Origin of the sequence: Paenibacillus jilunlii (assembly GCF_900102965.1) — a bacterium.
Taxonomy (GTDB): Bacteria; Bacillota; Bacilli; order Paenibacillales; family Paenibacillaceae; genus Paenibacillus_AQ; species Paenibacillus_AQ jilunlii.
The window spans coordinates 1,006,889-1,024,849 of the sequence record NZ_FNGM01000001.1 but is presented as its reverse complement, the minus strand read 5'-3'; the positions used below and the strand labels follow the sequence as shown (position 1 = coordinate 1,024,849).

The 17,961-nt window shown below is 48.3% G+C and carries 16 protein-coding genes; 4 read left to right on the top strand and 12 right to left on the bottom strand.

Annotated features, from left to right (window positions below; translation table 11 throughout):
* Nucleotides 1–4: 4 nt before the first annotated feature.
* From BLQ82_RS04815 to sufC, 7 genes are all read right to left on the bottom strand, one after another.
* Complete coding sequence (locus tag BLQ82_RS04815; protein ID WP_062528157.1) at nucleotides 5–1,513, bottom strand: hypothetical protein; 1,509 nt, start codon at nucleotides 1,511–1,513, stop codon at nucleotides 5–7.
* Between the two features lie 3 nt (nucleotides 1,514–1,516).
* Nucleotides 1,517–1,672, bottom strand: a complete 156-nt coding sequence (locus tag BLQ82_RS31790) for a hypothetical protein (RefSeq protein ID WP_157243865.1) — start codon at nucleotides 1,670–1,672, stop codon at nucleotides 1,517–1,519.
* Between the two features lie 205 nt (nucleotides 1,673–1,877).
* Complete coding sequence (locus BLQ82_RS04805) at nucleotides 1,878–2,117, bottom strand: NifU family protein (protein ID WP_062528155.1); 240 nt, start codon at nucleotides 2,115–2,117, stop codon at nucleotides 1,878–1,880.
* 48 nt (nucleotides 2,118–2,165) lie between these two features.
* Complete coding sequence (locus tag BLQ82_RS04800) at nucleotides 2,166–2,378, bottom strand: hypothetical protein (RefSeq protein ID WP_062528154.1); 213 nt, start codon at nucleotides 2,376–2,378, stop codon at nucleotides 2,166–2,168.
* Between the two features lie 280 nt (nucleotides 2,379–2,658).
* Nucleotides 2,659–4,056, bottom strand: coding sequence for a Fe-S cluster assembly protein SufB (gene sufB / locus BLQ82_RS04795; protein ID WP_062528153.1), 1,398 nt, complete (start codon nucleotides 4,054–4,056; stop codon nucleotides 2,659–2,661).
* Nucleotides 4,057–4,095: 39 nt separating this feature from the next.
* Nucleotides 4,096–5,418, bottom strand: a complete 1,323-nt coding sequence (gene sufD / locus BLQ82_RS04790; RefSeq protein WP_062528152.1) for a Fe-S cluster assembly protein SufD — start codon at nucleotides 5,416–5,418, stop codon at nucleotides 4,096–4,098.
* Between the two features lie 24 nt (nucleotides 5,419–5,442).
* Nucleotides 5,443–6,222 carry a Fe-S cluster assembly ATPase SufC gene (sufC, locus tag BLQ82_RS04785; protein ID WP_062528151.1) on the bottom strand — a complete coding sequence of 260 codons (780 nt, stop codon included), beginning with the start codon at nucleotides 6,220–6,222 and terminating at the stop codon, nucleotides 5,443–5,445.
* 286 nt (nucleotides 6,223–6,508) lie between these two features.
* Here sufC and BLQ82_RS04780 point away from each other — a divergent pair, with 286 nt between their 5' ends.
* Nucleotides 6,509–7,180: a FadR/GntR family transcriptional regulator gene (locus tag BLQ82_RS04780; protein WP_062528150.1), complete on the top strand. Its 672-nt coding sequence runs from the start codon at nucleotides 6,509–6,511 to the stop codon at nucleotides 7,178–7,180.
* Nucleotides 7,181–7,260: 80 nt separating this feature from the next.
* Nucleotides 7,261–8,505, top strand: a complete 1,245-nt coding sequence (locus BLQ82_RS04775) for a CynX/NimT family MFS transporter (RefSeq protein WP_062528149.1) — start codon at nucleotides 7,261–7,263, stop codon at nucleotides 8,503–8,505.
* A gap of 153 nt (nucleotides 8,506–8,658) precedes the next feature.
* Here the strand turns inward: BLQ82_RS04775 and BLQ82_RS04770 are convergent, their stop codons facing one another.
* From BLQ82_RS04770 to BLQ82_RS04750, 5 genes are all read right to left on the bottom strand, one after another.
* Nucleotides 8,659–9,666, bottom strand: coding sequence for a glycoside hydrolase family 130 protein (locus BLQ82_RS04770; RefSeq protein ID WP_062528148.1), 1,008 nt, complete (start codon nucleotides 9,664–9,666; stop codon nucleotides 8,659–8,661).
* Between the two features lie 72 nt (nucleotides 9,667–9,738).
* Nucleotides 9,739–10,689: a DUF1861 family protein gene (locus BLQ82_RS04765; RefSeq protein WP_062528147.1), complete on the bottom strand. Its 951-nt coding sequence runs from the start codon at nucleotides 10,687–10,689 to the stop codon at nucleotides 9,739–9,741.
* Nucleotides 10,690–10,723: 34 nt separating this feature from the next.
* Entirely contained in the window at nucleotides 10,724–12,289 is a 1,566-nt protein-coding gene (locus BLQ82_RS04760) for an extracellular solute-binding protein (RefSeq protein ID WP_062528146.1), read from the bottom strand.
* 57 nt (nucleotides 12,290–12,346) lie between these two features.
* Nucleotides 12,347–13,219, bottom strand: a complete 873-nt coding sequence (locus BLQ82_RS04755; RefSeq protein WP_062528145.1) for a carbohydrate ABC transporter permease — start codon at nucleotides 13,217–13,219, stop codon at nucleotides 12,347–12,349.
* Nucleotides 13,220–13,270: 51 nt separating this feature from the next.
* Complete coding sequence (locus tag BLQ82_RS04750) at nucleotides 13,271–14,206, bottom strand: ABC transporter permease (protein WP_244280692.1); 936 nt, start codon at nucleotides 14,204–14,206, stop codon at nucleotides 13,271–13,273.
* 247 nt (nucleotides 14,207–14,453) lie between these two features.
* Here BLQ82_RS04750 and BLQ82_RS04745 point away from each other — a divergent pair, with 247 nt between their 5' ends.
* Both BLQ82_RS04745 and BLQ82_RS04740 read left to right on the top strand, forming a co-directional pair.
* Nucleotides 14,454–16,781, top strand: a complete 2,328-nt coding sequence (locus BLQ82_RS04745; RefSeq protein ID WP_062528144.1) for a helix-turn-helix domain-containing protein — start codon at nucleotides 14,454–14,456, stop codon at nucleotides 16,779–16,781.
* Between the two features lie 172 nt (nucleotides 16,782–16,953).
* Nucleotides 16,954–17,928: an S-layer homology domain-containing protein gene (locus BLQ82_RS04740; protein WP_062528143.1), complete on the top strand. Its 975-nt coding sequence runs from the start codon at nucleotides 16,954–16,956 to the stop codon at nucleotides 17,926–17,928.
* Nucleotides 17,929–17,961: the final 33 nt, after the last annotated feature.

The following is a 17,961-nucleotide window of genomic DNA, read 5'->3' as shown; positions in this document are numbered from 1 at the left end:
ATCATCACCTCTCTATGATAGTTATGGTATAAGGACTCATTTCCAGACCGGGCCAGGTGACGCTAGAGCGATGGCTGCCCTGAATGGTTGTACGCAGCACCTTGCCGCGCAGAACCTCCAGCACCGGATTTGCCGCCAGCAGCTGCTGGATTAATTTCTGGCATTCATCTGCCGCCCCGCCTTGGCTGTCCGCGTCCTGCGCCTGCACAGTTATTTCCGTGTGGAAAAACTGCGCCCACAGATCAACCGCATCCGGAGTGCCCGACCATTTGCGCTGTTCCTCTTCCGTAAATGCTTCCGCGGCGAAGGTAAAGCTTCCTATTTCCGCCAGTCCTTTAAAAACAGGAAGCCAAAGCTCGGAAACTTGCGGCCAGGGAATAGACTTCGGGGTATAGGCGCTGCTCTCTTCTTCCCCGCCTTCGTCCGGCTCGTCCAAAACATCTTCGGGCAAAAAGCCGGCCTCCTGCTCCTCCCATGCCCAGGCCAGCGGATAGATAAAATCCTGGCCGGGCGTGAACAGCCCGCCGATCAGCAGCTCCAGGCTGTCCGCATCCGGCAGCCCTTCGGACTTCACCCATTCCTCCCAGATATGGGTGCGGAAATTAAAGCCCCCGGCTCCCCAGAATAGCTCCGGGAAATTCAGCCGCAGATTCGTCTCCGCCTCAAAGATGCTCAGCACCACCTCAGCCAGCTCATCATGCACCCGTCTGGACAGCTCCACTCTCTCCGCGAGCTGGCGCAGCTCATTGAAGTCGATAACATCCTTCTCATCATTGGCAAGCCGGGCCAGCGAACGGTGAATGTTATCGAAATGCCTGCGCTCTTCGTCAAACTGCAGGTGAATTTCCTCCAGCCGCCGATGCCGCAGCACACCGTATTCACTGAACATATGCTTGGGATTGCGGCGCAGCGCATTGCGGTATTCCTGCTGCTGCTGTGTCATCTTCCGCACCCGTGAGATCAGTTCGCCCACATCCTGCATCGCACGTGTGACCCGTCCATGCTTGATGTGCATCTGAATTTCCAGCAGCTTGATGCTGATCTGAAATTCTTCAATAATCTCATGGCTCATGAAGATCAGCTCCATGGCATATTCAGACAACCTGTAGACGGTTCTGCCGCTTTCCTCCCAGCTGGTGCGGGTAGCATCCTCGTCCACCGTAAAATATTTGTATTTCTGCACGGCCATCTGCCGGGACAGATCATCATAATAGTAGGCTTCGAAATCCCCGCCGCTTCCGCTCCACAGCAGACCGTCCACCAGCCGCTCCACGGATTCGGCGGTGCCCAGCTTCGTGATATTGAACCGTTCCAATGAACTCCAGGCCAGCTCCACAATATCCTCCCTGGCCCTCTGCTCATTGGATTCCAGCTCCAGATAATAGACCTGAAGCAGCACGCTGAGCGCAATCATTTCCTTATAGGGCTGCAGCTCGCCGAGATTCATGCCTGCCCCCAGAGTCCATAAGGGGTTCAGCCGTTTATTCCGTTCTCCAAAATCACTCCAGTTCATGCTTCACGCCAACCTCGCCATCACTTCGTAGTTTAGGACTTCCCGGGGAATCCTGTTGTTCTCTTCCAGCAATTTCTCGATAAACAGCTTCAGTCTGGTTCTAGTTCGGCGCACTGCACCGTATTTGCACTCCATAACCTGCATGATTAACTCTTTCAATGGACCACCCTCACAAAATAACATAAACCCATATCTCCCCCATGAAGGGTAGAGTATGGGCTAGGTGATACTGATAGGTTTCGCTTATCGGGGAATATATGTTTCTATTCTAACGTTTTCTATTATATCAATGATTTAGAGATATGGCTATTTGCATTTCATATTAAAGTCTTGTAAAAACAAGGTTTTTTGCGGGTTTAGGAATTTAAAATACTTGTATAACTTCTTTAATTTCATCGATTTCTTCAAGAATTGCGCGCTCGATAGCGGCTTTTAACGTAATCGTTGCACTTGGGCAACCGTTGCAGGCTCCCAAAAATCTTAATTTAGCTACGCCGTTCTCAACCTCAACCAATTCTGCATCTCCGCCATCACGCAGTAGGAAGGGACGCAGTTTGAGAAGCACTTCCGATACTTCATCAAATAAAATTTCATTTTCCTCCATTATGCCAGCTCCTCTTATTGTTTTATCAACAGTCAATTCAAACCTGCTTCACTCTGGATAGTCTGAGTGATCCTTTGCTTTTTGCATTAGAGAGGCCTCTTGATCCGAAAGCTCCATTAAAAGCGTATAAATGGATTCTGTAGGTATCATCACACCACAACTCGCGCCCAATCCTAACAGCATATTGAGGTAGAACTGAACTTTCCTTTTCTCACGGGTAATCTGAGTTAGTTCTGAGATATCCGAATTTTTTTTCTTCATTAATAACACCTCGTACTTCTTTAAAGAGCAAGAGTTAAATGCTTGATTTATAAACTATATAGATTGAACTTGTGATTTTTCTAATTCGGGATTGGTCGTGACTCCAGAGAATGTTTGGACTTCCGGCCGCTGCCCATCTGCAGATTTCTTGATTGTATACCGCTGTTCGCAGTGGAAATCCGCAGACAAAGGCGGACGCGTTCGCTCCTACAGTTCCAAAATCCCCCTCCGCCACGCTCCCCTTTTTTTGTATATTTTTAAGTTCAATCGATATAGCAAATCAACCGATGCTTCCTTCCATCTCAAATTGAATCAGCCGGTTCATCTCAACCGCATACTCCATCGGCAGCTCTTTTGTGAAGGGCTCGATGAAGCCCATCACAATCATTTGCGTGGCTTCTTCCTCTGTAAGGCCGCGGCTCATTAAGTAAAATAACTGTTCCTCGGATACTTTAGATACGGTGGCCTCATGCTCCAGCGTGATCTGGTCGTTTTTAATTTCATTATAAGGAACCGTATCCGATGTCGACAGGTTGTCCAGAATCAGCGTATCGCATTTGATATTGGACTTGGAACCTGCGGAATTGCGGCTGAAGCTGGACAAGCCCCGGTAGCTGACTTTGCCCCCCTGCTTGCTGATTGATTTGGATATAATCGTGGATGTGGTATCGGGGGCCAGGTGAATGACCTTCGCTCCGGCATCCTGATGCTGCTCCTTGCCGGCTACGGCAATCGACAATACTGACCCCTTGGCCCCCCGCCCTTTCAAAAGTACCGCCGGATACTTCATCGTAACCTTGGAGCCGATATTACCGTCTACCCATTCCATCGTGGCATTTTCCTCTGCCACAGCCCGCTGGGTCACCAAATTGTAGATGTTGGGCGCCCAGTTCTGAATGGTAGTGTATCGCACACGGGAATCCTTCCGGCAGATGATCTCAATGACCCCGCTGTGCAGGGAACTGGTACTGTAAATGGGTGCAGTACAGCCTTCAACATAGTGGATAAAGCTTCCTTCATCGGCAATAATTAACGTCCGCTCAAATTGCCCCATGTTTTCGGAGTTAATCCGGAAATACCCCTGGATAGGCACCTCGCATTGTACTCCTTTGGGAACATATACAAAGCTTCCGCCGGACCACACCGCGCTATTAAGTGCTGCAAATTTATTGTCAGCTGGGGGAATAATTGTACCGAAGTATTCCTTAAACAATTCGGGATATTGCTTTAGCGCGGTATCCGTATCCAGAAAAACAACACCCTGCTCCTCCAGATCCTGCCGCATGCTGTGATATACCACTTCCGACTCATATTGAGCGGATACACCCGCCAGGAACTTTTGCTCCGCTTCGGGAATGCCCAGCTTGTCAAAGGTTGCTTTGATTTCAACCGGCACTTCCTCCCAGGTCTTTCCCTGCTTTTCCGATGGGCGCACATAATATTGAATCTCTTCAAGATTAAGCCCCTCCAAATCAGCTCCCCACCGGGGCATCGGCATTTTGTAGAATTGCTCCAACGCTTTCAGACGAAACTCAAGCATCCACTCCGGCTCTTCCTTGATTCGGGAAATCTCCCGCACGATCTCCGGGGTCAACCCTTTTCCGGATTGGAAAACAGACTGATGCCCGTCACGAAACCCATATTTATAGTCGCCCATATCAGGTGCATTTTTAGCCATTGATGTCACTCCTTTGTCCTTCATATAACTTACTGTGATCTACGATTTGAATTCCTGTGATCTGCCCAGCTTTCTCTCCACTAAATCCTGCAGGCGGCTGCGAACTCCCTCCAGCGGAATCTCCGAAATGACAGGAGCCAGGAAGCCAAAAATAACAAGATATTCCGCTTCATTCCGGGAGATCCCCCGTGACATCAAGTAATAGATCTGCTCCGCATTCACTTGCCCCACGGATGCAGCATGGCCGGCTGTGACATCATCCTCATCAATCAGCAGGATGGGGTTGGCATCGCCGCGCGCTTTGGGACTCAACATCAGGATACGTTCTGTCTGCTGGCCGTCACAATTTGTTGCGCCTTTTTCAATCTTGGTAATCCCATTGATAATGGCCGTAGCCTCTTCACGCATTACAGCACGTGTAATCATCTGGCTCACAGAGCTTCTGCCAAAATGTTGGACTTGAGTCGTATAGCTTAACTTTTGGCAGCCCGAACCTACAGCTATCACCTTGGCATCAGAGTTGGAGCCATTGCCTTGGAGCAATGTCTTGGTATCAGTGGCAGTATAACCATTGTTCATCTCCCCGATAATCCATTCTACCGCTCCATCTGCAAGCACAACCGCACGCCGCTGGGTAAAGTCCGTTGTAGCAGCAGCAAGCTGATGAACCGAAGCAACCTGCACCTTGGAGCCTGCTCCTGCAAATACTTCCAACACACCGTTATGTAGAACCTTGATATCCTCTCTGCCCGATATGCAATTGTCTACATAACTGATCTTGCTGTTGTTTCCGGCCACAATCAGGATATGCGGTGCAAAACGCGCCCCGCTCATGCTGCTATAAAAGATCGCCTGAAGCGGCACATCAACCTCTACTCCGTCCGGAATATATAGAAATACACCGCCGCTCCATACGGCACTGTGTACAGCAGACAGCCTATGCTCTTCCGGTTTCACAGCCTGACCGAGGTATCGTTGTACCAGTTCCCCATGCTCTTTCGCCGCCGTATGCAGATCAGTCAAAATCACTCCTTGTGCAGCCAAATCAGCCGACAATTCGGTATAAACTACATCAGAGTTATGCTGAACGATAAGCCCGCCTTCCACCGGGAAGTTGACCAGACTGTGGACTGCCTCGTGCGCCTCCTGCAGGCCCGGCCACAATTTCTCAGCTTTGTAGTCTCCATGCTCATGAATATCCCAACGCTCAAGCTTTATTTTTTCCACTTCTGGCAACTCCAGATCTTCCACCTGCTTAAGCGCCTGTAAACGCTGCTCAAGCAGCCATTGCGGCTCGGCCTTGGCTCTTGACCAGGCACACAAGTCATCCGCATTCACTGAAACTCTATTTTGTACATCCACTGTCTTTTCCTCCTTTCCGGCCTCTTAAGCATCCTGCCCTGCCGTCTCATCCGTAATGCCAAGTTCCTCCTTCACCCAGTCATATCCCTCCGCCTCCAAACGATGTGCAAGCTCTGGACCGCCAGATTTGACAATACGGCCTTGCATCATCACATGCACGAAATCCGGGGTGATATAATTCAGCAGACGCTGATAATGGGTAATGATGAGAAAACCCCTGTCAGGACTGCGCAGCTCATTAACACCATTGGCTACAATACGCAATGCATCAATATCAAGACCCGAATCCACCTCGTCCAAAATGACGAATTTGGGCTCAAGCAGCATCATCTGCAAAATTTCATTCCGTTTTTTTTCCCCGCCGGAGAAGCCTTCATTCAGATAACGGTGTGAAAATTCAGGATTCATCTCCAATCCCTTCATCTTGCTCTCCATCTGGCGGATAAAGCGGATTAAGGATACTTCATTGCCTTCCCCGCGCCGTGCATTAACCGCACTTCTGAGAAAATCTGAGTTCGTCACACCGGCAATTTCACTTGGATACTGCATAGCCAGGAACAAGCCTGCCCGGGCACGCTCATCGACCTCCATCTCCAGCAGATCTTCATCATCCAGTGTTACCCTGCCATCTGTAACCTCATATTTGGGATGGCCCATTAACGCAGAAGCCAACGTGCTTTTCCCTGTCCCGTTAGGACCCATAATGGCATGAATTTCTCCGCCATGAATCTCCAAGCTAAGTCCTTTTAAAATTTCTTTACCTTCAATTCTGGATCTGAGGTCCTTAATCTTTAAGGTCGTCATTTGTCACATACTTCCCTTCTACATTTCTTTCTTCAGCCCGAAACGTTGCTATTATTCAAAACTCCAATGGTGCCTATCCTCTCCTCTCTTGCAATAAAAGAGCTTACACGTTGACAGCTCATTATTGTTCACCTGTAAACAATGTCAATATATCATAGGTGATAATGATTATCAATATCAATATTTTGATGATAATCATTATCAATTTCATCTTTCCAAGTCAGAGTCAACCTGCTATAATAACACCAAAATACCAAACATCCTACGTTTGCAAAGGAGTGATGCTGTGTTAACTAAAACTCAACGTTTAACCTTGGTGGAACAAGTAGCCTACCAGATCCAGGGGAAGATCGAAAACGGCGAATGGCAAGTAGGGATGCGTATTCCTGCAGAACCCGAGCTAATGGAACAGCTTCAAGTCAGCCGTAATACCTTGAGGGAAGCCATTCGGGCTTTAACATATGCGGGTCTGCTGAAGACCAGACAAGGGGATGGAACCTATGTCTGTTCCTCAAGTGTCTTGGGGTCAGTGATCGAAAAAGTGATTCAGCATACCGATATGCTTGAGAGCCTGGAGGTCCGATATGCATTGGAAAGAGAGGCTGCTGCCCTGGCTGCGTCCAGGAGAAGTGAAGAAGATTTGGAGGCGATTCGGACATGTTTGGACCAGTGCAGACAAGCAGCCAGCCAGCAGGATCTCAAAGCTTATGCTCACTGGGATGTCGAGTTTCACAAAATGGTGATTGCTGCATCACATAACCAACTGATGGCGAATTTGTACAACCATATTACCGAGGCACTGCATAACATGCTTTTAGAAACAAAGGACTTCAAAAATGCAGCTTATTATCACGACTCTCATGAGCTGCTGTATCAAGCCATTGCCAATCAGGATTGCACTCAGGCCGAGGAGGCTGTTCGTTTATACATTGAAAAGGCCCGTGCAAAACTGAGCTAAAAATGAAGTAGTGATAAGGGTACTTCTTCCACATGGATGAAATTGACGATGAATTAACTTAAAACGCGGGAGGAACCCTTATGAGTTCATCAGAACAATTGTTAAAAAAACAGGATGCAATATCCACTACCGGCATTCGCAAGCAAGCGACATTCTGGTTCATGATCGTAGGAATTATACTTATCGCAGCGAATTTGCGTGCTCCCCTCACCTCGGTGGGACCATTAGTCAGTCTTATACGGGAGAACGTGCATATTTCGAATACCTTAGCAGGCCTGATTACCACAGTTCCACTGATTGCATTTGCATTGTTATCCCCTTTTGTACCAAAATTAGGACGCAGATATGGTGTGGAACGGATTATGCTGATTTCCCTTATTTTTTTGGCCATCGGTATCGCTGTTCGCTCGTTATCCGGGGCGGTAACCTTGTATGTTGGAACCGCAGTTCTGGGGTTTGCTATCACCATATGTAATGTATTACTACCGAGCCTGATAAAACGGGAATTTCCGCAGCAAATGGGGACAATGACAGGGGTTTATAGTGTTTCCATGAATCTATGCGGGGCGATTGCTTCCGGCATTAGTGTTCCCTTAGCGGTGGGGGCAGGCTTGAACTGGCAAGGTGCTTTGGGAGTATGGGGGATACTTAGCGTCATCTCCATTCTCTTTTGGGCACCGCAGCTCAAGGCTCCGGCGAAATCAGCCGCTGTTGCCGGCAGCAGCGCAGGGAACAAGCATCAGGTCAATATATGGCGCTCTCCGTTGGCTTGGCAGGTAACTCTTTTTATGGGATTACAATCAACCATTTTTTATGTGCTGGTGGCATGGCTGCCTGAAATACTAAAGGATCAGGGCATCAGTTCAAGTCAATCCGGCTGGTTTCTATCGGTTCTGATTATGGCTTCGCTCCCCTTTGCATTTATCGTTCCTGTTATAGCCGGGCGCATGACTAACCAACGGTTGTTAGTGGTGATTACAACGATTCTGCTTTTGACCGGAACACTTGGACTTCTCTATGGCAGTATCCATCTGGTTCTGTTTTGGGCTATTATTCTTGGTATGGGAGCAGGCTTTGCCTTTGGCTTGTCCATGATGTTTTTCGGCTTGCGTACCCGAAGTGCCCATCAAGCGGCTGAATTATCGGGCATGGCCCAATCCATCGGATATCTGCTGGCTGCAATGGGCCCAGCGCTGATTGGATACTTGCATGATGCCACCCATAGTTGGAGCGTTCCACTCCTGATATTGGTTGGCGCTTCTGCTCTGCTCTGTCTCGTCGGTCTGGGTGCGGCTAGAAATCAATTTGTTAGTTCTGCGAAGTAGGAACAGTTCACCGCTTTGATCTTAGCCGCTACGAATAAAAAACGGACTGGCCCTGTGCAGCCTTACTGCACAGGGCCAGTATTTGTTTAAGTATCATATATTAGCTTCCTAGATTACAGGGTGCACATATACATATCTATTTGAAAAGGGGGCTCACCCTTCCAAACAAAGCCTGATCAGATCATCCACATGAGCGGTAGCCAGGCATTCCACCGTGTCGTTGGCTCCGTAATAGATTTTCACTTCTCCGTCCTCCTCCAGCACCATGCCGCCGGGGAAAATGACGTTATTGCGGAAGCCCCCGTCCGTCTCATAAGCTGCTTCAGGCGCAAGCAGCGGTGATGCGCTCATGCCGAGGATCTTCTTCGGATTGTCGAGATCAAGCAGCATAATGCCGGTCGTGTACCGCTTCTTCCAGGACGGCTCCCAGCCGTTCTTCCCTCTGGCGGGGTCGATATCCACCGCATGGAACGTGGTGAGCCAGCCCTTACTCGTCTTCACGGGCGGTGCCGCCGGGCCAATCTTGTCATTGGCAAACGGCACCTGCTCCACCGACAGCAGCAGCTCGGAACGGCCCCAATAGATCAGATCCGGCGACTCCGAGATCCAGGTATCGAACCGGTCAACTCCGCCGCGGCTGTACACGGTGAACGGCCGTTCCAGCCGGACGTAGTTGCCGCCGATCCGCTCCGGGAACAGCACCATATTCCGCAGATCCGGTGTCGACAAGCTCAATATGTCGAAGGATTCAAAATCGTCCGTCACAGCGATACCTCCCCGGATACCGTGCCGTGTATCTACGGCGAAGCACATGTAGCAGCGGCCGTCGATAACTGTCAGACGCGGATCGTAGGCACGTACGATCTCTTCGTCGCGCAGCTTGAAGACCGGCTTCGGACCCGCCGTCCAGTGAATGCCATCGTCGCTGAAAGCGATACCAAGATCCGTCGTGTGAGACGGCTCGATGGTCTGCTTCTCCAGGGAGCCGTAATCGTTGCGGAATACCATGACGTAGCGGCCACCGAACTTGGCGACGCCTGCATTGAAGACAAGCGCGGTGGGATACGGCACGCGGGCAGCGTCCAGCACGGGATTATCCGGATGACGGCGAATGAGCAGGCTGGACTCGAGCGCGCCGATGATGGGCATATTGGTTTTCATCTAACAACATCCTCCTAGTTCTCCAGGTTGTTAAAGTGTCCGATTGTGAGGACACATTCATTCTATCTTCTTCTATACAAGGTGCCCATTTCCTGCAAACGGATAGTCGATTGTGATACGCCCTGCCTGGCAATCGCCAATGCCGCTGTACAAATCGGCTTTGCCGTCCGGGCGCATCACAATACCCGAAGAAAAGACGCAGTCGGTCAAATATGGTGCCTTGGCTGGTCCCGGCGGGTAACAGGGACGGCTTCCAATCAGATGAAGGTCAGCTGACTCCCGGGTAGTTGGATCAAAGACGAAGGCCATGTTCAAGTACACCTTCACTTCCCCGCCATCTTCATCCTTATCCTGGTAGCAAATATGTCCGATGATGCCGATTTTACCAGTGTCCAGCAGATACGCCTGATTGACGCCACCCCATTCGCCTGCCCCGAAAATGCCGTGAATGTAAGGTGCGTTCTCGATGACGTCCGCAGTCAACTCTTCTAATCTGTCAATAACCGTGAAGCCGATCATGGATTCGCTGCCATATTTGTCACTCATCTCGGTGCTGCGCGGACGCGAGAAGACGCCGATCTTGCCATCCGCCAGCGGAACAAGGCGGATATCCTTCATTTTGTTAGGTCCGGTAGTGAAGTAGTACAAATTGTGGAGATCGGTGCCCCGGAAGAAATAGCCGAAAAACGTACTGTATCTTCCACTCTGATACTGCACATGAGTCCCGCCCATTACTAGCTCATCGCCAATCTCACTGATGTAGGGGTCCTCCAGAGTATAGATCATGCTATCTTTCACCACGGTCCATTCATCCTGTCCTGTTTCCTCGAACAGCCGGACCCAGGAGCGGGCCCATTCCCCGCGGCGTTCTACCCGTCCGAACAAATAGCGCTTTCCGTCCCTTTTGAATGGGACCGATATATTGTAGACATCAAAACCGTCCACACCATGAAATTTCAAGGTTGCACTCTCATATATCTTTTTTGCCGCTTCAAATTCAATCCTTTGCTTCTGCAGGGTCAAATTTCTCCACCCCTTCCTTTTGTTTTCGGCTCCATTATTTAAGAGAAGCCTGATATTCCTGGAATTGCTTCTGGTATTCCGCAACTACCTTATCCAAACCGGCTTTTCTCATTTTTTCCAGAGCAGCCGGGAAGGCCTTATCGTATTCCAGGACGCCCATATAAATCGGAGTAATGCTTGCTGAAGCTTCGGACAAAATGTTGGTGTACTCGGTCCTTACATTCGTCGGGTCAAAAATAAAGTTCGCTGCGATACTGTTGACCGCATTGGGATTTGGCTCAAACAAAACTTTGTTATTATCGGGAATGCTATTCTCCAAGTCAAAACGCATGAAGTTTACGTTGCCGTTTTGCGAATCAGATCCTCTATACCCCGGGTTGTTATTGTTATTCGGATCTTTGATCGGCTTATAGCCCTTCTCGCCGTCCTTGGTGTAGTGCTTGCCCTCTATGCCATATTGCACCAGATCATAGTTCTCTTGACTTGCCAGCATCCAATCCAAGAATTTGACGGCCTCTTCCGGATGCTTGCTGTTCACCGGTACAGCATTCCCGTTTTTGAAGGTGAGCGGACGCAGATATTCTTTCTCCGGGTTAAACCACACAACACCAATATCGTTTACAGTGGCCTCTGGATTGTACTTCTTGAGTCCGGTCAAGCTTCCGCCGGTTCCCAGGCGGACGAACCATTCACCGCTGTCGAGCTGCGCATCTACCTGCTCCTGCTTCATGACCAGGATATCAGGATTGGTAATTCCTTTTGTGTATAGCTCGCGCATGAAGGACGCATCCTTCTTGAACTCCTCGGTCTCAATCCAAGACTTGACCTCGCCGCTCTGATTCACATAGAAGAACTTATCCTTCACTGTGAACGGAAAGGTGTCATACGTCCGGTGCAGGATAGACGTATGCAGGAAGATCGGGTCAAAATCCGCCCGTGTGCCCAGATAGGGCTTGTTGCTTCCCTTCCAATTCTTCATGACAGTCTCCCAAGTGCTGATCAGTTCAGCCGGAGTAGCCGGCTCTTTGAGATTGTTCTCGCGGAGAATATCGCGGCGGATATTGAACTCACCTTCACTCGCCATTTCAACCCAATAGGATGGAGCAGCATAATATTTGCCATTGATTTTAGCCCCGTCGAAGATATCCTCCGGAATATATTTCTTCAGATTTTGTCCATACTTTTCGATTGCATCCGTGATATCCGCCAATGCACCGCGATTATAGTAGCTGGAGAACGGGGTACGGTCCTGCATGACGTGGAACAGGTCGAAATCTTCGCCGGTGGACAACATCAGGTTCAGCTTCTGATCCCACGCATCCCACGGAATGTAGATCTTCTCCACCTCAACGCCGACACCGTCCGCAGCCAGCTTCTCATTGACCTTTTGGAACACTTCCTTGTAGTCTTTCGGCTCCGTGCCGGGAACCAGATATTTGATTTTCACCGTCTCTGTAGCATTGCCGTTATTCCCCTGTTTCGGGGCTGAAGCGTTGTCTTCCTTATCCGCAGTATTGGTTGAATTAGAACCCTGGCTGCATCCAATCAGTGTCGAAAGCAGAAGTACCACAGCTAATAGAATTACGTAAGACTTTTTCATACAAAAGTTGACCTCCTTCTATTGTACATTATTTATGTTAACCCCGAAGGGATAATATCAGCCTTTGACCGAACCGATTACCAGCCCTTTGACAAAATACTTCTGCAAGTAAGGATACAGAAATATGATCGGCCCGATTGTCACGACCGCCGTCGCCATCTTGACTGATTCCGAAGGAAGCGTGATATCACTTGATCCCGCCAGCATCGTCATCTCGTTCAGCATGCTGATCTCCGATTGCATTTGCAGAAGCATAAATTGCAGCGGGTACAGATCCTTGCTGTCGATCAGCATGATCGCATTCCACCAGTTGTTCCAGTAATCCAGTCCGTAGAATAGCGCAATCGTCGCCAGTACCGGCTTGCATAACGGAAGATAGATCCTGAAGGCAATCGTAATATCGCTGGCCCCGTCTATGGTTGCCGATTCCCGCAGTGAGTCTGGAACCCCGTTCATGAAATTGCGCACAAGGAAGAGGTTGAACGGGCTGAACAGCAGCGACGGAATAATCAATGCAAGGATATTGTTGGTCAATCCAAGCGACCGGTTCATCAGATACCAGGGCACAATCCCCGCGGAAAAAATCATAGTGATAAAAAAATAAAGCGCCAGCAGATTGCGGTATTTCACATTTTTATTCGCCAGCGTATAGCCGGCCATGGAAGTAATCAGAATCGCCAGTATGGTGCCGACAATCGTGACAAAGATGGAGATTCCATAGCTCTGCATGACCTGGGAGCCGCCCGTAAAGATCAGCTTATAGGCATACAGGGAGAACTTCTCCGGAAAAAGGCTGTAGCCGTTCTTCAATATGGCATCCTCATCCGTAACCGAGATCATCAGCACCAGCAGCATCGGTAGCAAAGAAAGCGCCGAATAAATCGTAATCAGAGCATACATAACTGTTTTGCTGATTGAAAACGTCTTCATTTTTATCCCTCCTAAAACCTCTCATCGGTAAGCTAATGCCGTAAGCGGATTTTAATACAACGCACCGTCTTTGAAAAATTTGCGGGTAATGGCATTCGTACCGAAGACAAGAATAAATCCGACAACGGATTGGAACAGTCCGACGGCCATTGCCTCGGAAGGATTGCCAATCTGACGCAAAGAGCGGAATACATACGTATCAATAATGTCCGTTGTCGCATACAAGGTGCCGTTGTCGCCGATCAAGGCGTAGATCATCCCAAAATCGCCGTACATGATTTTACCTACCGACAGCAGCGACAGTATAACCACCGTTGGCATCATCAACGGAATAGTAATGCGCATGCACATCTGCCACCGGCTGGCCCCGTCAATCTCGGCAGCTTCATACAAAGTTTCATCGATTCCGGTAATGGTAGCCAGATAAATAACGGCGCTCATTCCGGCTCCCTTCCACACATGCATGATGGTAAGAATAGCCGGCCATGCCTGCTGCTCAGTGTACCAGTTGACCGGGGCGATGCCGAACTGGTTCAGCATTTTGTTCACGATCCCCATGTCCATAGAAAAAAACGCGTACAGTACATAACTGATGACGATCCAGGATATGAAGTGCGGAAACAGCATCATCGATTGGCTGATTTTAACGAACAGCCTTTTGCGCAGCTCGTTCAGGATCAGCGAGATCGCCAGCGCCGTCAGCGTGCCGAAGATGATAAAAAGCAAATTTAGATATATGGTGTTAAAGGTGACCGTGAACGCCTTGTTCGACCGGAAGAAAAACTCGAAGTTCTTTAATCCTATCCACTCGCTATGGAATATTCCCTTACTGTAATTGAATCGCTGGAAAGCAATGAGCATATACGGATACGTCATATACCCAAAAATAAAGGTGTATGCCATCGCAGGCAGAACCAGCAGATAAGACGTACCGTTCCTGCGAATATCGGACAGCATACCGAATCCCCGCCGCCGTTTCTTTTCCAATTTCTGTTCCCCCCCATTAGTTATGAATTCCGGCTGCCGCATCACACCAGCGGCCGATGCTATGTTTCCAGAGTAGCCGGAGCAACCGGCGGCTGTCTATTTTAAAATCCGGAGAACCCTTCTACAATGCGGCACTGGGCTTCCAAATAAACGAACTGGCTTTCATTTTTACGTGATGGAGTACCTTTTTAGCCGAATATGCTCTATATTGAAGAGGTACTATTAGCAGCATTGGGAGGTCTTCTTCATGCGGAACACCATGAATCAGCTTGTCCGGTACAAGGCTTTTCAAAAGCTTACCATCTCATATTTCCTGCTTGTTCTTCTAACCGTCAGCCTGCTGTCAGGCGTCCTCTTCTATCTCTTCTCCAGAAGCGCCGTCAAGGAGATCGACCGCAATTCCAAAGCTATGCTATCCCAGATCACTTACGCCTCTGACGTTGTCTATAACCAAGTCATGACCATCGGCAATGCACTGCTCATCCAGCGGGAGATCATTTCGTTCCTAAATGACACGACTGAGAACAAGATAAACAATTATCGTATCTTTCAGCAGATGTCCCAGATTACAAGTATATATCCTTATATACACAGCATTGGAATCTACCGGCCTTCTACAGGAACAACAGTCGATACAGCCGGGCTTCCTTTCGATTCCTCGCTCACCGCCCTCAGCGCGGAGCGGTACATGGAATTCTATCCGCGCAGCCTGACGATTGCCGGCCGTAACAACGATGATCCGCTGCAGCTTCTAACCTTTCTGCTGTACCCGGATTTCTCATTTCAGACCTCCGACAACCCGCTCATCTATATCAATGTGGAAGAGAAGTCAATTCTGACGACGATTCGCAAGATCAGCAAAGCGGATGCCGCGAGCAATGTTTTCGTCATCAACGACGAGGGCAAAGTAATCTCCCATACCGATTCAAATTTATTCCTCGAGGATTTGTCCAAGGAACAGTATGTGCAGCAAATTCTGAATCAAGACAAGAAGGAGAACAGCTTCACAGCCAATATTCATAATAAAAAGCATCTGGTCACTTATGTGAAGTCGGAGAAAATGGACTGGTATTTTGTAAGCGTTTCCCCTTACTCCGGGCTCATCTCTAACATCGACCGGCTCCGCAGTGTTACGCTGCTAGTGACAGCCGGGATCGTACTGACAGGTCTGCTGATCTCTATTTTTCTGACCAAAAGTATTTATAGTCCGTTATCGACACTGTTTGAAAAGATCATGCCGGGCACGAATGTGCCGGCCTCCGGTTCGCCGTTCATCGATGAATATAAGATCATGGCCGAGGTTTTCCATTCATTGGAGGAACGGGATAAATCGATGCAGTTCGTGATCAGCAGCTCTTCCCGGACGATCCGTGAGCTTTATCTGCATTCATTGCTCCAGGGCCATCCACTGGAATACTCGGTTCCGAGCGAACTAATCCGGGATATCGACGAAGAGGTGTCCGGGCCTTATTTTTGCGTACTGGTATTCAAAATCAATGAGCTGGAGCTTGCAAAAGGGAGAATGGATGCGGAACAGCGGCCTTTGCTGCGTTTCGCCCTTGGCAATATTGCAAAAGAGATGCTGGGGCATATCGGGGCATGTGATTATTTAAATATTGGGGAGAATGAAACTGCCGCAATCCTTCAGTGCGCGAAAAACCAAACACCGGAGGAACTCAAGCCCGCCTTGCGCAATATTCAGAGCTTTCTGAACCGTTACTTCAAGGTAACTGTATCCATCGGCGTAGGGGATATAAGCTGTGGCAGGAATAATATCCCTTCCTCCTATACTTCGGCGCAGCAGTATGTTAAATATCGGATGATCTACGGAAAGGAATCGATTCTGGATGCCATAGCAACCCGGCCCCATATGATGACAGCTTTGAGCTATCCCAGTGCCTACGAGAAGAAGCTAATCGATGCTGTGCAATCCGGCAAGCCGGAGCCTATTCAAGATGCAATCGGACAATTCACAGAACAAATCTCAAACGGTTCAATCAATCAGGTCATTACCTATAGCATCCAGCTTATGCTGTCCTTGCTCAAGCACTTTGAGTATTTGCAGCATGTGCCGGATTCCAATTTCAACGAGTATCTGGTTGCGGTGACTGATATTGAATCCGCCGAGCATCTGACGGAAATCAAGGACATCTTCCAGCGGTATTGTTACAATATCTGCGCATTAATCGAAGAGAAAAATCTCTGGATGAATGCCCAAAAACACAATGTTATCATTGAGAAGGTGCAGAATTACATCCAGGAGCATTATGCCCAGCCGAACTTATCCCTGGAGCTGGTGTCCAACATCGCCGGCCTGTCGCCTAGCTATCTGGGAAAGCTGTTCAAAGGAGCAACCCGGCAATCGTTCAGTGAATACCTGAACCACACCAGGCTGGAGAAAGCAAAGAATCTGCTTGCTTCCACCCATGAGACTGCCGCCAAAATCAGTGAATCGGTAGGCATGTACAACATCACATACTTCTCCACGCTCTTTAAGAAAAAATATGGCCTGACCCCTTCCGCCTACCGCGAGCAGGAGGCGCTGAAAAGTCCTGATAGCGCTGGAGAAGATTAAGCTTCAGACGAGCAGACGTATAGTTTTTTGCATTTTATGCAACTAAACAGCAAGTTCAGGTGTTTATATATTTTGATGAGAAACTTTTCAGAAGGGAGTACATTCCGAGTCAACCTGTTTTTCCCGGGTTATGAAGCGTATTTATTTTGTGGAAGGAGAATGGAGAATCATTATGAGGAAATTGTTATCATGTGTATTGGGCATAAGTCTCGTCTTTCAAGCGAACATAGCCCTGGCAGAGCAGTCAAGCATGTTTAAAGATGTTCCAGATCACTTTTGGGGACAGGAGTATATTGAAAGAGCAATTGAACATAAAATCGTCGAAGGTTATCCTGATGGGACGTTTAAACCCGATGCGAAGGTAAGTCAAAGTGAATTTATTGCGATGCTCATCAGAAGCTACAAGCCCTCCGACTTTAATTCAAACCAAAAGAGTCAAGATTGGGCCGAACCTTATCTAAGCTATATCCATAAACTTGGGTGGACAGAGCTTCAGCCTTCTGAGGAGGTAGCTTTGAATAGAGGAAGTGTAGCTCGTTACTTAGCTAATGCAACCGGGAAAAACTTTACCGTTGACGATTCCATCCAATATCTTTTGGATATTGGTATAGCAAAGGGAAAAACGGAAAGATCCTTACAGGGGTTCAATAAAAACGAGCCTGTTACAAGAACCGAAGCATTGGCTTTTATAGAACGGCTAAAATATAGATTTGATGGGTTGAAGTCTATTCCTAAAACAACAGAAAAGTATAATAGTGACCTTGCACAAAAGGATGTTTACACAATCCCCGAACAAAATATAAGCATTCAGTTTCCACAACAATGGAAGAGCAAATACGAAGTGGTTACTGCCACAAATACGGATGTAAAAATCAAGAGCTTCAACTTCATTGATAAATCCAACAAAAAGTATGGTGGAATACTCTTTACTCTGACTGTTTGGCCCAAAGAAGTCTGGTCTTCAGAGGGACCGGAACTTATAAAAAATATTCATATATACAAAATCGGTGAAAGAGAAAATGTCGTCTTTACAATAAATACACCAACCGATGTACAATATGGGACAGAAGATTTAGCCCTAAAGACAGAATATCTGAACTTGAGTAATGATGTGCAAAAAAAAGAAATCGACTATATAATCGATTAGGATCAAAAGGAACGACAAAAAAACGGTTAAGAG

Coding starts and splice junctions, on each gene's coding strand:
- BLQ82_RS04755 (WP_062528145.1), bottom strand. CDS start 13,219: ATGAAGACGTTTTCAATCAGCAAAACAGTTATGTATGCTCTGATTACG.
- BLQ82_RS04740 (WP_062528143.1), top strand. CDS start 16,954: ATGAGGAAATTGTTATCATGTGTATTGGGCATAAGTCTCGTCTTTCAA.
- sufC (WP_062528151.1), bottom strand. CDS start 6,222: ATGACGACCTTAAAGATTAAGGACCTCAGATCCAGAATTGAAGGTAAA.
- BLQ82_RS04815 (WP_062528157.1), bottom strand. CDS start 1,513: ATGAACTGGAGTGATTTTGGAGAACGGAATAAACGGCTGAACCCCTTA.
- BLQ82_RS04775 (WP_062528149.1), top strand. CDS start 7,261: ATGAGTTCATCAGAACAATTGTTAAAAAAACAGGATGCAATATCCACT.
- BLQ82_RS04770 (WP_062528148.1), bottom strand. CDS start 9,666: ATGAAAACCAATATGCCCATCATCGGCGCGCTCGAGTCCAGCCTGCTC.
- sufB (WP_062528153.1), bottom strand. CDS start 4,056: ATGGCTAAAAATGCACCTGATATGGGCGACTATAAATATGGGTTTCGT.
- BLQ82_RS04745 (WP_062528144.1), top strand. CDS start 14,454: ATGCGGAACACCATGAATCAGCTTGTCCGGTACAAGGCTTTTCAAAAG.
- BLQ82_RS04760 (WP_062528146.1), bottom strand. CDS start 12,289: ATGAAAAAGTCTTACGTAATTCTATTAGCTGTGGTACTTCTGCTTTCG.
- BLQ82_RS04805 (WP_062528155.1), bottom strand. CDS start 2,117: ATGGAGGAAAATGAAATTTTATTTGATGAAGTATCGGAAGTGCTTCTC.
- BLQ82_RS04800 (WP_062528154.1), bottom strand. CDS start 2,378: ATGAAGAAAAAAAATTCGGATATCTCAGAACTAACTCAGATTACCCGT.